Below are 14,314 nucleotides of genomic sequence, written 5' to 3'. Positions count from 1 at the left end.
TATGGATGGGTTGTAAAACGCAAAAACAAGGGATATGATCGCCAAACAACATACTTGATCAAGACAAGCAAGTTATAGCTATAATCAAGCAAGTATGTTGGTACAACAATATGACAAGGGGAAGATCATGAATAATCATAAAATCACTATGAGAAAGAAACTATTATCTGCTGCGGTTGTGGCAACCTGTTTCTCCGGCGTTGCTCACGCTGCATTGGAAGAAATTATCGTAACTGCGAATAAGCGCGCTGAAAGCGCTAATGATATCGGTTTGTCTATTTCAGCCGTTTCCGGCGATAAGCTGGCCGAACAGAAGCTCGTTTCGTTAGAAGAGATCACGGCTGCAGTTCCAGGCCTGGTTTTTGCCAACAGCCAACAAAACACGCCTATTTTGACACTTCGTGGTGTTGGCTTTAACGAAAGTTCATTGGGTGTTTACCCGTCTGTGAGCTTATATGTTGATGAGATTCCTTTGCCGTTTCCGGCGATGGCTTCTCATAGCTCCTATGACCTGGAGCGAGTTGAAGTTTTAAAAGGGCCGCAGGGCGTTCTTTTTGGGCAGAACTCCACAGGTGGAGCGATTAACTTTATTGCCGCGAAGCCTACAGATGAGTTGTCATATGGCGGTGATATCAGTTATGGACGTTTTAACAAGATTGAAACCAATGCCTTTGTCAGTGCTCCTCTGAGCGATACGGTTGGTGCTCGCTTGTCTGTTCAAAATGTGACAGCCGATGAATGGCAAAAAAGCGAAACACGCCCTGGCGACGAGAATGGAAAGGAAGACTACACAGCAGCGAGACTGTTATTAAACTTCCAGCCCTCGGAAACCAGCGAAATCACCGTTAACCTGAATGGTTGGCGTGACAAGTCAGACCCCCAGGCATTTCAATTTGTTGCAGCAAGCCCTAAGCGGTTTGATCTGGCTCCAGGCAAAGCGGCAGAAGTTGTTGCCGTGCCTTTCACCGATGAAGACCCTCGTGCAGCAGATTGGTCAGAGGATTTCGAGCCTAAGGGTGACAAGGAGTTCTACCAAGCGTCAGTTCGTGGTGATTTCGAAATTTCGGATTCTAAAACACTGACTGCCATTGTTGCTTACAGTGACTATGAGCAGGATCAGGTTCATGACGGCGACGGTATGACGCTGATTGCTGCTGACTTTGAATACAATAAAGGCTCCATTGATTCTACCTTTGCGGAGATCCGCCTCGCTGGTGACGAAGAAAATTTCCGTTGGGTGATTGGTGCTAATTACGAAGACAGTCAAACAAAAGAAGATCAATTACTAAGGTATGTAGGTAATACCAGTCACCGAGCTTCAGCACTGTTTATTAATGGTAGCGGCTCCACGATGGAGCAGGACATTGAGTCGTATGCTGTTTTTGCGAATATTGATTACGAGCTGGCCGATGACCTGACGTTGAAAGTGGGCGCGCGTTATACCGATACCACAATTGATGCTGAAAGTTGCGGTTATGCCCCTCCGAATCTGGATGGTGTGCCTGATCCGTTTGGAAATGGCAGTAATGTGGCTGATTTGTTCAATATTCTTGGTGGTCGAAGCACACGATTCATGGACCCCATTGCTGTTGGTGATTGCTTTACGCTGGATGCGACAGCAGGCGCATCCGGTACTCTGACGCCTGAGGCGGGTATCCCGGGTAGCTTGTTTATTGATGAGTTGGCGGAAGACAATGTGTCTTGGCGCATTGGTCTGGATTACCAGCTGAATGATGACATTCTGATTTACACCAACGTTTCTCAGGGCTACAAAGCCGGTAGTTATCCAACGCTTAGTGCGGCGACAATCAATGAGCTGGCACCGGTAACGGAGGAATCTGTACTGGCTTATGAAGCAGGTTTTAAAGCTTCTCTCGCGGATAGCTCTGTTCAATTGAATGGTGCGGTGTTCCACTATGATTATGAAGATAAGCAAGTAAGGGGCAAAATTCCCGACCCCATTTTTGGACCACTGGATCGCCTGGTGAATATTCCTGAATCCACAATTACCGGAGTAGAACTGGATATCGTTGCACAGTTGACGGATCAATTAACGTTGTCGGCGGCGGTTACTTACCTGGATTCTGAAGTTGATGAGTACATTGGGTTCTCGGTACTGGGTGTAAACCCGTCTGACCCCGCCAATAACGCCATTGCGGAAGACCTGTCCGGAAATGCGTTGCCTTATACACCTGAATTCACTTATAGCCTGGATCTGGATTACAGAACAGAGCTTGAGTCAGGTGGCTCCTTATTTGCCGGGGTTAGCGTCATTGGTCAATCGACATCTGATGCAGTATTTAACGGCGATGACATTGCGTTACCGCAGGATCGAATTGACGCAGGTACAGCTAAATCGATCACTAAGAACTACTTTGAAATTGAGAGCTATGCAACCGTAGGTGCTCGCTTAGGCTATGAATCTCAGGACGGCAAATGGAAAGTTATGCTCTGGGGCAAAAACCTTACTGATGAGTACTACTACAATGCGGTTATCGCTTCTTCAGAAAATGGTGCTCGTGTTGCTGGACGTCCCCGCACCTATGGATTGACAGTGGGCTATAAGTACTGATCCGTATAAGTTGATACTGGGTAATAAAAGGGGCTGGTAACAGCCCCTTTTTTGTGAGCGACTGTTTTGAATCATATTTGCTAGGGTTTGCATCATTTTGACGGTAAATCGTGTGCCATTGTAACAATTGGTCGCTCGTTGCCGAGAATTAAAAAAATCAGGTTGTGCTGGCGGTGCAATCCTTTCGTGCTTGCACTTGTCGGAATACTCACAATATTTTCAATACTTTTCAGGGGGTAACGTGATTAACTGATATTTATATCAGTTTGTTTTCTGGGAAGCCGTCTCGCGGTTTTTCTTATCTCGGGCATTTCTCTATTTTAAATTTTTTTAGAAAGAGCATATACTCTGAATTTTAATCCACTAGCATACTATAGTTAATCGATAATAATTATCATTTGGGTTTTGAGAAGTTCTGATTGATATGGATTTTAGCTCCGCTTGGTTTCTTTTTAATATTTAAGGTTTCCTTCTTCAGTCATTGAAGGAGGCGGATGTTTTATGCGCTAAATTATCGCTTCAAATGTAGTCCAAGTGGTTATCAATATCAGTTCTACAAGCTAAATCTTTTATGGAGATAAACCATTGAAAAGCAGCAGAGTGTCTAGCATCGAAAGTTACCGGGATCCCATGTCCGCAGGTTGGTCTCAAATTAAAACAGATAAGATCAATATGATACCCACCCCAATGGCGATGCAGCCGACGGCATATATTCGTAATTCGCGGGCGGAGACACCTCACGGGTTAGTGGGTGAACTGGACGTGGCAAGCGTGCATGATGGTGAAACACTGGCTGTTTATTTAACCTGGAAGGGTGTATCTCCCGAGGGCGGGGATTTTCCCGACGCTGTTGCGGTTGCGTTCCCTGTAAGTGGCAACCCTATGTTAGTGCTGATGGGGGGCAGAGACGCTCCTATTCATATCTTGCACTGGAAAGCTAACAAAGGGGTTAAGTCTATTAAAGCCGAGGGAATAGGGCTTTCAGACCCCGGTCCGCAAATTAAAATCTCTTCTAAGGCTCAAGCTGACGGCGATAGATGGCACGTTGTGTTAACGCGAGTGCTCGGGAAGGGGGCTGGTGTTGCTCCGTTGTATCCGGGGCTTGAACAAAAAGTTGGTTTTGCCCTTTGGTCTGGAGCTAATGATGAGCGCGCCGGGTTAAAAGCATTTTCGGTGGACTGGGTTCCATTTGTTGTAGACGCCTAATCGGGCCATAGTCAGGAGATAATAATGAGTAAAAGACAAATTGCCATGGTAATGGATCTGAATAAGTGTCTTGGTTGCCACACTTGTTCAATCGCCTGTAAGACATTGTGGACCCGGCGCGAAGGCATGCAGCACATGTGGTGGAACACGGTTAACACCCAGCCTGGTACGGGTACTCCCCACGGGTATGAAGAGATGGGGGGTGGCTTTCGTGAGGGAGAAGCCCAAAAAGGCTATCGCCCCAGTGAAGAAGATTTTGGTAAAGCCTGGGATTTCAACTACGATGAAGTGTTCCACGGAGGCAAAGAAGACGCCTTCCTTCAGGCTAATTACGGCGAGTGGAATAATGGTGAAAACTGGAAAGGGCCTAACTGGGATGAAGATATAGGCGCAGGGGAGTACCCCAACAGTTATTATTTCTATTTGCCGCGTATCTGTAACCACTGTACACACCCAGCCTGTCTTGAAGCCTGTCCACGTAAAGCGATTGAAAAGCGTGAAGAGGACGGCATTGTCCTGATTAATGAAGAACGTTGCAGTGGCTACCGCTTTTGTCAGGAAGCCTGCCCTTACAAAAAGATTTATTTCAATGAAACCCTGGGCAAATCTCAAAAGTGTATTTTCTGTTTCCCGCGTATTGATGAAGGTGTGACGACGGCGTGTTCTCGTCAATGTCCAGGGCGTTTACGCTTTGTGGGTTATTTGGATGATCCGGAAGGACCTATCTACAAGTTGGTTCATGAGCATAAAGTTGCGTTGCCGTTACACTCTGAATACGGTACCCAGCCTAATGTGTATTACGTCCCACCAATTTCTTCTCCCAAGTTTGATGAAAACGGTGAACCTACGGACGAGTCCCGTATTCCGTTAGATTATCTCGAGTATCTGTTTGGCCCGTCGGTTAAAGGCGTGCTGGATAAGATTGAAAGTGAGCGAGTGAAGGTTAGAAATGGTGGTGAGTCTGAACTGATGGACTTGCTGATTGCCCGTAAATGGTTAGACCTGTTCGGGCCTTTTACCAAACACCCTCGAGATGTCGTGACTGCCAGCCCTGTGCGGATGGTTGGACTGACTGATAACAATAATTCATCCGCTGTTCAGATGTGGGATGCAGGAGTGAAGTCATGAGTGTAGATTTTGATCGTCGCAGTTTCCTGAAGGGGTTCGCAGCGCTCTCAGGTACCCTCGCGATGCCGGGGTTTGTCGCCAAATCTGCTGCCAGTGTTCTGGAACTGACGACCAAGGAAATTCCCGATTACGAAGATTGGAAAGATATTTTCCGTCACCAGTGGTCTTGGGATAAGGTAGTAAGAAGCACTCATCACCTTAACTGCTGGACTCAGGCGCACTGCGCCTGGGATGTCTTTGTCAAAGACGGGCTTGTTTTTCGGGAAGAACAAGCCGGCGAATATGAAATGGTTAATGAAGACCTGCCAGACTTTAACCCTCGTGGTTGTCAAAAAGGCGGATGTTTCAGTAACCGTATGTACGATGATACTCGTATCACTCACCCGCTGCGTCGGGTTGGTCCGCGAGGAAGTGGTAAGTGGGAGCGAGTCTCCTGGAAAGAAGCGCTGGACGATATTGCGGATACTTACCTCGATGTTGTCACAGAAGAGGGCACCGATCGCCTGATATGGGATTTAGGTCCGGGGATCGATTTGGGTGTGTCGACTGCCGCCCAAGGGCGTTTCAGTATGCTGACCCAATCCATCGGGTTGGATATGGATGGCGAAATTGGTGATTCGCGTCGCGGTACTCTGGAGATGTTTGGCAAAATCCAGTTTGAGCGTTCTGCTGATGATTATTTTAACTCTGATCTGATTTTATTCTGGGGCGGGAACCCTATTCAGACACAGATACCGCAAGCCCACTTTTATTTGGAAGCCAAATATCGTGGTGCAAAAATTATTGCGGTATGCCCTGACCTGAGCCCTTCTGCTACCAAGGCCGATCTTTGGGTTTCATTGAAACCCGGTACCGATGGCGCTTTGGCAATGGCTGTAGTACACGAAATTATTGAACGCGGAGCCGTCAAAGAAGATTTTGTGAAGGAACAAACTGATTTGCCGTTGCTGGTTCGTCAGGACACACACGAGTTCCTCAAACAGTCTGATCTCGAAGAAGGCGGCAGGGATGATCACTTTATCCTTTGGGACGAAGTCTCGGGTAATGTAAAGGTTGCGCCCTTCAGGACTCTGAAACTGGAAGAGCTGAATCCAAAGCTGAATGTCAGCGAGAAAGTAACACTTAAAGATGGCAGTAAGATCAAAGTCAGAAGTGTTTATTCTTTGTTGCTGGATCGCATGGAACCTTATACGCCTGAAGCGATGTCCGAGGTGTGTGGCGTCAAGCCTTCCATGATTCGCCGTTTGACTGACGAGATTCTCAACGCCAGGGCTGTTTCCAGTGTTGCTCAGACCACTATGTGCAAGTTCTATCACGGCAACCTGATGGAGCGTGCTGTGGGTATGATCTTTACACTCACGGGTAATATGGGTCGTAAAGGTGCCGGTTTTGCTGGCTTCCCTCTGCTGACGCCTGATGGTGGAGACAAGTTCCAGGTCGCGCCACATATTAAAGACGCTAAAGAAATGTTCGCCCAGCTGGAGCATCAGTTGTTCGCGCCCAAGCTGGAGGCGGGCGATACCATCGAGATGGCCATGTTTGATTTTGGTCATATGATGTTTGACCCCGAAAACCGCCCGATTAAAGCGCCCATCTGGACTTCTGGTTCTCTGTTCTGGCAAGTACATGGTGGTATTTCCGAGCTTTCGTCAGACCCGGAGGTACAGAAAAAATGGAATATCAATCTGAAACGGCCGATTTATTCCTATCTTGAAGAGTGCCTCGATAAGAAGTGGCAGCCACTGAATCCACCTAAGGGCACAGACCCTCGGATGATGATCTCATTGGTGAGTAACAGCATGCGCCGCATGCGCGGTAGCGAAAAGCTGCTGGAAGTGCTGTGGCCGAAATTGAAAAAAATCGTGGTGATGGACTGGAGGATCAACTCCACTGGTCGTTATGCCGATTACGTATTGCCGATTGCTCCGTGGTATGAACGCACCAGCCTGAAGTGGGTAACTCCGCTCTCGCCTTACCTGACCACCACAGAAGCTGCGACCAAGCCCATGGGCGATTCGGTCAGTGACTGGGGAGTAATCGTGATGATGGCCAAGCATATTCAGGAAAGGGCTATCGCTCGTGGTATTACCAGCGTGAAGAGCCCTCAAGGTGTCGATGTGGACCTGAACACCCTGTATAAAGATTTGACCATGGACGGGGAGTTTTCCGAGCATGACGACGACAAGGTGGCAAAAGCCATTTACGACCTGTCCGAAACGCATACGAAAATGACCTGGGAAGAGACCAAGAAGAAAGGCTTTGCCCGCTTCGAGAGGCTGCCGATGGAGCCGAGTTCTATTGGTAATATGTGTGATATTCCCGAGAACGACACAATTGTGCCGCTGACTTACCATATTCGTGACAAGGTTCCCTGGCCAACAGCGAGTCGTCGGATACAGTTCTATATCGATCACCCCTTTTATCTTGAGCTGGATGAGCATCTGCCGCGCTACAAGGAAGCACCCAAAATGGGCGGTGATTACCCGCTGATGATGACCGGTGGTAAAACCCGTTGGAGTATCCACTCAACCTGGCGTGATCATGATTTGATGATGCGACTCCACCGCCCGGATCCTGCATTCCTTATGTCAAAACCTGATGCAACAGAGCGGGATATTGTGGATGGGGATTGGATACGAATCTACAATGATGTTGGCAGCTTTAATGCGCGTGCGAAAGTTACGCCAGGTCTGCGTCCCGGCCAGTCATTGATGTTCCATGCCTATGAAAAATACCAGTTTCCGGGCAAAGGTGATATGAATAGTGTATCGCCTTCTCCGCTGAACCCGGTGGAGATGGCCGGTGGTCATCCACACTTGCGCGCCGGGATTCTTATGGGGCAAAACTCGTTCTACGACAGAGATACCCGGGTGGAAGTTGAAAAGTTGCCTAAGGGTTACAAAATATGAGTGAGGAAGAAAAACTCGACCTGCGCACTCCGGAAGCTCGCAGCGAAGTATATGGGCGTTTGGCTCAGGCCTTTGCTTACCCTGAACCGGGTAAGCAAAGTCTGTTGTCCGCTGTCGATTACACGGAAGCTTTTGACCCTGCAGCTAGCAAAACGGCTTGCTCCGTACGCGAGTACAACTACAACAAGGAAATGCACTCTACTAATCTGAATGAAGAGTTACTCAGGTTTTATCATTTCTTTGGTTTGAGCCGTGCTCCTGACGCCTTGATGCCGGACCATATTTCAATTGAACTCGAGTTTATGCAGTTTCTTTGTACCCTGGAGGCTAACGCCGCTGAAAGAGGGGATGATGTACTGCCTATCAGGAAGGCGCAACGTGACTTTATTCAACGTCATGTGCGGCGACTGGTTCACGGTATTGCCGAGAGCTTTCGTGCCGATTCTGAAGCATGTCTGGCTCTTGTGGAGATGACCGTGGAAGTCATTAATGCTGACTTACACCAGTTGGTTGAAGAGTTGGGGCTTGGCTCAGACCAGGCAGCCTGATAGCACTTTACCACTTATTCTGACAGTTCATTCCCGAGCGGCACAGGGTCGCTTTGAATTAGTCAGAATTTTTCTTTTGATGCCGGAGATATTTCTTGCCCGAATTACGTTTTGAAGATCACACTTATCAGGTCGATGACTTTGATACTGTGCTGAATACACTGCTGAAAAATGGTCATGCAATACCTAATTTTTGCCGCGGTGGTATCTGCCATTCCTGCATGATGAAAGCTGAGGAAGGCACACCGTTACCCTTTACCCAGATTGGCTTAAGCGACGAACTGATTGCCGAAAATTATTTTCTTACCTGCCAGTGTGCAGTATATGCGCCAATGACTATTCGCCGGCCTGACAGGGAGAAGCGTACACGATTCATTGCCATGGTTCGTGAAAAAGAGCACCTATCAGAGAATGTCGTTAAGCTTGTTTTGAGCCCGGCCCATGAGTTTGTTTATCAGGCGGGTCAATACACGACATTGATCAATGTTGACGGACTGTCGGGGGATTTTCCTATCGCCAGCGTGCGGGGTGAAGAGGGTGGTTTAATGGAGTTTCATATAGCCAATCATTCTGACGACCCCCTGAATCAATATATTTTCTCTGAGTTAGCGGTTGAAGACGGCCTTGAAATTCAGACGGCTCTGGGGGACTGTTATTATAATGAGTCGTTGCATGATCAGGATGTTTTGGTTGTCGCTGTCGATGAAGCATTGGCGAGTGGTTTGAGCCTGTTGAGTAAGGCAACCCAGAGTGACCATCGAGGTCAATTGAGCCTGTTCTGCGTACAGAGTCGTGTTGAGAAAACGTATTTTGATAATGCTTTGATGTCAGCGGTGTTGCCTGATTCGGTATTAAACCAGTTTGCCGCTGCAGATAATGACGAAGATGTACTCAACCTGGTTAAGGCCACTATAGATAAAGCTGGTCAGGACACACTTGTGCTCGTGGCGGCTGCACCTGAGCTTGCGAATCAACTTATTGCTTTAGCGCCCGAACGTTGCCGTTCGATATCGGTGGAGAAGGCATAATAACTATGGCCGCACAATTGTTAGAAGATACAGCGTTTGACCGCTTCTTGGCCGTGGCCAGAGAGAAGCCGTTTTCACAGAAGCTTTTGCTGGTGTTTGCAGAAAAGGAGTTGAGGTCTGCTGATGATATGGTCGGAGATGTGGATGAAATTGACGACGACTTTTCAGTAAAGCCATTAATGTATATCGACAAAACTTTAGATGAGGTGTCTAGCTTTGAAGGCTTGCTGGAAGATTCTCTAAAAAGTGGTCGTGCCTGGGATTTACTCTATGTCACTGTGGCAGATGTCGAAAAAATAGATCAAGCGCAAATTGACCAACGGTTGGAAGTTATGGTAAAAGTGATCCACCAGGGTGAAGCTGAACGGTTTTTAATATTCAATGCACTGGGTGAGGTTGCCCAACTGAACAAGGTAGGGTCGTAAGTGGAAAAAATATCAGTTGTTGATGAAGCTAGAACGGATTTTGATAACTTCCTCTCCTACGGTAAACAGCGGGAGGAGCCGCAAACTATTTGTGCGGTAGTTTGTGAAGCGGCCTTTATGGAAGAAGGTGAAGGACTCAGCTTGAGCCCTGTTACATGTGTCGACAAACCACTGCAGAAAATCAACAATTTTCAGGACCTGGTGAACGCAGGAGGCCTGATGGGGCAAGACTGGGACATGATGTGTATCACCATGTTGTTGGGTGAGAACGGCAGCATAGCAACAGCTATTGAAACCAATAAGCGGCTGGATGTGATGCTGGAGCTTATTCGCCAGGGCCAGGCCGACAAGATGGTAATTTTCGCTCGAGATGAAGAGCATGTGAGACTTAATCACAACTTATAGTGTAAATAGAATGTACAACCAACGATTTTAGCTGGTCTCGGCAATTAATTAGGCCTGTTGATTATTAGTATGAGGAGAGAGTCGTGAAATTTATTGTTGTAGGTGGTGGCCCCGCCGGCTGTGCAGCAGCCTATACCTTAAGCAAACAAGGGCACGAAGTTTCTGTTTTTGAGGCTACCGATAAAATTGGTGGCAGAACAAAACATATTCAAATAGGTGATTTTAGTGTTGGTACCGGCGCGCTGTTTTTGATGGGGGGTATTTACCCTCGCACCAGCGCTATTCTGAAAGAGATGGGTCGTTATGACGACTTGATTCCGTGGGGCGGGGCGTCCGAGCTATTGGATAATGATGATTCTCGTTACCCTGTCAGTTTTGTCGATCTTGTTAGTTATTTAAAAATCCCCAAACTGACGTTTGGCGACAGAGCGAAAATTGTTGCCGCTGGCATTAAGTTATTATTAAGCCCTGGAGCAAAAAACCCCTTTGATGGAGAGGATCTGGCTCGCTTCGATCATGGTGAAGACCTTGAATCCTGGACACGAAAACATCTGGGCGACAGGCCTTACGAATATATTATGCGCCCGTTAATGGACTTTCTGTATGCTGTCCCTTGTAGCTGGATGTCTACACCGTTTCCAATTGCTATTATTCAGCAAGCCTACAAAATGAAGTTGTCTGTTCCGCCGGAAGGCCCCGGTCAGGTGAGCGACTGGATGATGGAAAACAGTAAGAACGCGCAGGTTCATCTCTCGGCACCTGTTACGGCCATCCGTCAGGTGGGTGAGGGCTACGAAGTAGATGCTAACGGTGAAACTCATACCGCGGACGGTTTGGTGGTTGCTACTGAGGCTTTTGTTTCTGCAGAGTTGATGAAAGATTTTATTTCCGAGTCATCCTACGACAAGCTTATGGCTGCGCCTTACACCGATTATGCCCATGTGCAAATTGGGTTTTCCAGGAATCCGTGGCCTGACTATCCGGTAGATATTGTCTTGCCTGTTGGTTACGGTGAAGGACCTCGCAGCATCGGAGCAATGGTTCTGCAAAGTCACCGCCAGCCTTCTGCTGTACCAGAAGGCGGTGAGCTTGTGGGAGTTTACTTTACAACGCCACCCCTCGAGCATATGAGTGATGAAGAAATCAAGCAGGATGCTCTGGATAACGTTTACCGAGCATTTGGAAAGCCTGAGGAAGAACCCGAATTTGTGCATTTGTTCCATTACGATAAAGGACTCAACATCGCTAAACCGGGATCTTACGGAAAGCTCGATGCAGTCCGTAACGAAATGCCTAAAGGTGTCTTTTTGGCGGGAGATTACTTCTCTCAAGCCGGTATTGAAGCAGCGGTCTTCAGTGGTGAGCGCGCCGCAATTCAGTTGATGGACGCGGCTTCTTCAAAATAATTTGTTTTTCTGCCTGCGGTAGCACCGGTTGTTGCCGCAGGTTTTTTTATGCACGAGGCCCAATTTTATGTCGAGCTTTTATTTGCCAATAGGTTCTGAAGTAGAGGTTTTTTCTTCATCCTTCAGGGAGCGTTTGCCTGTGATGATCAAGGGGCCTACCGGATGCGGGAAAACCCGGTTTGTCGAGTATATGGCAGAGCAGTTAAACGTGCCTTTGATTACAGTACCTTGTCATGAAGACCTGACAGCCGCAGATTTGATTGGCCGCTATCTGTTGGAAGGGGGAAACACTGTCTGGGTAGATGGACCTATGACCCGTGCTGTTCGTGAAGGGGCCATCTGTTATCTGGATGAAGTTGTGGAGGCCCGGGCAGATACTACAGTTGTTATTCACCCGCTTGCCGATCATCGGCGTGAGTTGAACATTGAGCGCTTGGGTGAGTCATTGAAGGCGCCGGATAATTTTATGTTGGTCATGTCCTACAACCCGGGTTATCAAAGTGTTTTAAAAGATCTGAAGCCTTCTACACGTCAGCGTATGGTTGGTCTTGAACTGGATTACCCGGAGTTTGAGCAGGAAGTTCGTATTGTCACAACAGAAACGGGTGTGGATGAAACGATTGCCCGGGAACTGGTGAAGCTCGGCAATGCTATTCGGAAGCTGGATGTCAGTGGCATGCCTGAAGTTTCTTCAACTCGTACCCTTATTACCGCAGCCAGACTTATTGTAGGTGGTCTGTCGCCCGCCGAGGCCGCAAAAGGCGCCATTATTGTGCCGCTTACTGATGATGCTGAAACATCCCAGGGGCTGCACGAAATTATTGCTTCTTTCCTGGGTTGATGGCGACGCTTTATTTATGATTTTCCTGATTACGTAGTCTCCCGGTCATGACCGATCAATCTACGGCTCATCCTCCATTCCGGTTACTCGCTACGGCCGGTGTGGGGAGACCTGTCTATATCGCTTACCTGAAGGAGCAAGGTGCTCCGTCCTATACGGATGGTGAGCGCATCTATATATCGCTGGACAATACGCACGAAAATCAACGTAAAGAAGTCATCGTGCAGTGCATTCTGTTAGCCAGTGGGAGTCTAAGTCGGAGCATTCTGCCTGGCATCGTCGGGCGATCGCACCTCAGAAGTCGCTATCTGCTACTGGAGGTGTTACGGGGTACGCGATCATTGGCGCACCGACTCCCCTCGCGATTTATTCAGGCGGTAGATGCCTGCAATGTTGATATTATTTCGCAGAGCGCTGAAGAATCTCTGGCGATTGCTAAAAGTTCAGTATCTTTGCCTGCGCCGCCAGACTGGTTCGGTACAATTTATCCCGTCAAAATCTTGAGAATCCGCGCTGATCACGGCGGTTTGGCTGTTGAGCAGGAAACCATGGCGGAGCTTGAGTCTCAACTGGCGAAGTTGCAGCGGGAGTTGACCGAAGACGATGACGATGAAACCAAGAAGAAGGATTCATTCTGGAAACTGTTTTCCTCGCCTATAGGGAAAGACGGCATGCTCTCTCGCTTACTTCGGGATTTGCTGGATATGTCCTCTTCCCCAGACGATGATACTGATGGCGATCAAGGCTCGGCGTTGTCGACAGAACAGGTGTCAGGCCGTTTGGTTAAGCGGTTGACTGATGCGGCAAATGCGCTTCGCTCAACCTCTGATCAGGTCATTTCTGCCGCTTTTATGCAGCAGGAAACCGGGGCGCACAGTTACCCAGAGTGGGACAATAATAAGCAAAAGTACAAACCTAACTGGGTAAGCGTTGAAGAGGTTGATGCCTATAGTGAGGAGCCTGCTCTGGACCCTGATGCATTTAAACGTGGAGACAATGCGCGCTTTCAGCGTTCACTAGCCGGACTTTGCTTTAATTACGAGCGTCATCGTGGGTACGCGTTCGGTGATGATTTGGTGATAGATCGCCTAATTGACCTGACCACAACAATTCGGGCAGGTAGCTCGGGAGATGATCGGGTTTATCAGGCCAACCTAAAAACGCGTCGTGACTTGGGTGTACAAATATTGGTAGATGCTTCCAGCTCGACTCTTGAAGAGTCGGCGGACGGCACAAAAGTTTGCGACCTGCAGATGAATGCAGCGTGGCAATTGTGTCGAGCCTTTTCGTTGATGGGAGATCGGGTAGCAATGCACGGTTTTCATTCTTGGGGGCGGACGTTGGTGCGGTTGCAACGCCTGAAATCATTTGATGATCGAACGGGGGGGGGCGTAGAAAGCCGAATCCGTAATATGTCTGTTGCCGGCTACACTCGTTGTGGTGCGGCTATTCGCCATGCTGCCGATCAATTGCAGCGTTTTTCCGGTATGCCATGCCAGTTGTTGTTGGTGATTTCTGATGGTTATCCCTATGACGATCAGTATGAGAACGAGTATGCCGCCGAGGACACCAAAAAGGCGCTTGAAGAGGTGCGAGAGGCCGGGGTTGCCTGTGTTTGTATTAGCGTCGGAAGTGATGTGGATGCGAGGCAGTTGAAAAGCATCTACGGTGAGGCGAACTACCTGGCAGTTGATCGTATCGACAAACTGGCCACTCGGTTGCGCCCGGTTGTCGAAGCGGCAATTGCAACAGCACTTAAGAATACTTAAGCCTCAGAGTTGAAGAAAAAGTAGCCCTAAGTGGGATTCTGTTGCGCGATTGTCTGACTAAACTGTTGTTGATTATG

11 protein-coding genes are annotated in these 14,314 nt (G+C 48.2%); all 11 read left to right on the top strand.

All coding sequences use genetic code 11. The annotated features are described in order from the left end of the window. The first annotated feature begins 127 nt into the window (after positions 1 to 127). The 11 genes from H7A02_08700 (at position 128) to H7A02_08650 (ending at position 14,237) form a co-directional block, all read left to right on the top strand. On the top strand, positions 128 to 2,572 hold the full coding sequence (locus H7A02_08700; protein ID MCP5172329.1) for a TonB-dependent receptor: 2,445 nt from the start codon (positions 128 to 130) through the stop codon (positions 2,570 to 2,572). A gap of 600 nt (positions 2,573 to 3,172) precedes the next feature. Further along, positions 3,173 to 3,778 (top strand): hypothetical protein, encoded by a 606-nt coding sequence (locus H7A02_08695; GenBank protein MCP5172328.1) that lies wholly within the window; start codon positions 3,173 to 3,175, stop codon positions 3,776 to 3,778. Between the two features lie 45 nt (positions 3,779 to 3,823). Beyond that, on the top strand, positions 3,824 to 4,906 hold the full coding sequence (locus tag H7A02_08690) for a respiratory nitrate reductase subunit beta (protein MCP5172327.1): 1,083 nt from the start codon (positions 3,824 to 3,826) through the stop codon (positions 4,904 to 4,906). After that, positions 4,903 to 7,815, top strand: coding sequence for a molybdopterin-dependent oxidoreductase (locus H7A02_08685; GenBank protein MCP5172326.1), 2,913 nt, complete (start codon positions 4,903 to 4,905; stop codon positions 7,813 to 7,815). The genes H7A02_08690 and H7A02_08685 overlap by 4 nt, the downstream gene beginning before the upstream one ends. Continuing rightward, complete coding sequence (locus H7A02_08680; GenBank protein ID MCP5172325.1) at positions 7,812 to 8,363, top strand: molecular chaperone TorD family protein; 552 nt, start codon at positions 7,812 to 7,814, stop codon at positions 8,361 to 8,363. Before H7A02_08685 ends, H7A02_08680 begins: the two co-directional genes overlap by 4 nt. Before the next feature lie 95 nt (positions 8,364 to 8,458). Further along, a complete protein-coding gene (locus H7A02_08675) occupies positions 8,459 to 9,391 on the top strand; it encodes a 2Fe-2S iron-sulfur cluster binding domain-containing protein (protein MCP5172324.1) in 933 nt (310 codons plus the stop codon). 5 nt (positions 9,392 to 9,396) lie between these two features. Further along, complete coding sequence (locus tag H7A02_08670; GenBank protein MCP5172323.1) at positions 9,397 to 9,816, top strand: hypothetical protein; 420 nt, start codon at positions 9,397 to 9,399, stop codon at positions 9,814 to 9,816. Then, on the top strand, positions 9,817 to 10,221 hold the full coding sequence (locus H7A02_08665; protein ID MCP5172322.1) for a hypothetical protein: 405 nt from the start codon (positions 9,817 to 9,819) through the stop codon (positions 10,219 to 10,221). Between the two features lie 83 nt (positions 10,222 to 10,304). Continuing rightward, positions 10,305 to 11,627 carry an FAD-dependent oxidoreductase gene (locus tag H7A02_08660; GenBank protein MCP5172321.1) on the top strand — a complete coding sequence of 441 codons (1,323 nt, stop codon included), beginning with the start codon at positions 10,305 to 10,307 and terminating at the stop codon, positions 11,625 to 11,627. Positions 11,628 to 11,694: 67 nt separating this feature from the next. Continuing rightward, on the top strand, positions 11,695 to 12,468 hold the full coding sequence (locus H7A02_08655; GenBank protein ID MCP5172320.1) for a CbbQ/NirQ/NorQ/GpvN family protein: 774 nt from the start codon (positions 11,695 to 11,697) through the stop codon (positions 12,466 to 12,468). A 47-nt stretch (positions 12,469 to 12,515) separates the two neighbouring features. Next, positions 12,516 to 14,237 carry a VWA domain-containing protein gene (locus H7A02_08650; protein ID MCP5172319.1) on the top strand — a complete coding sequence of 574 codons (1,722 nt, stop codon included), beginning with the start codon at positions 12,516 to 12,518 and terminating at the stop codon, positions 14,235 to 14,237. Positions 14,238 to 14,314: the final 77 nt, after the last annotated feature.

This window comes from Pseudomonadales bacterium, assembly GCA_024234435.1.
Lineage (GTDB): Bacteria > Pseudomonadota > Gammaproteobacteria > Pseudomonadales > Porticoccaceae > JACKOF01.
Note: the sequence above shows the minus strand (reverse complement) of the source record. Positions and strands in the feature narration are given on the sequence as shown.

Excerpts from the sequence above, each read along its gene's own strand:
- H7A02_08680 (MCP5172325.1), top strand. The coding sequence starts at position 7,812 with ATGAGTGAGGAAGAAAAACTCGACCTGCGCACTCCGGAAGCTCGCAGC.
- H7A02_08690 (MCP5172327.1), top strand. The coding sequence starts at position 3,824 with ATGGTAATGGATCTGAATAAGTGTCTTGGTTGCCACACTTGTTCAATC.
- H7A02_08685 (MCP5172326.1), top strand. The coding sequence starts at position 4,903 with ATGAGTGTAGATTTTGATCGTCGCAGTTTCCTGAAGGGGTTCGCAGCG.
- H7A02_08650 (MCP5172319.1), top strand. The coding sequence starts at position 12,516 with ATGACCGATCAATCTACGGCTCATCCTCCATTCCGGTTACTCGCTACG.
- H7A02_08700 (MCP5172329.1), top strand. The coding sequence starts at position 128 with ATGAATAATCATAAAATCACTATGAGAAAGAAACTATTATCTGCTGCG.
- H7A02_08670 (MCP5172323.1), top strand. The coding sequence starts at position 9,397 with ATGGCCGCACAATTGTTAGAAGATACAGCGTTTGACCGCTTCTTGGCC.
- H7A02_08655 (MCP5172320.1), top strand. The coding sequence starts at position 11,695 with ATGTCGAGCTTTTATTTGCCAATAGGTTCTGAAGTAGAGGTTTTTTCT.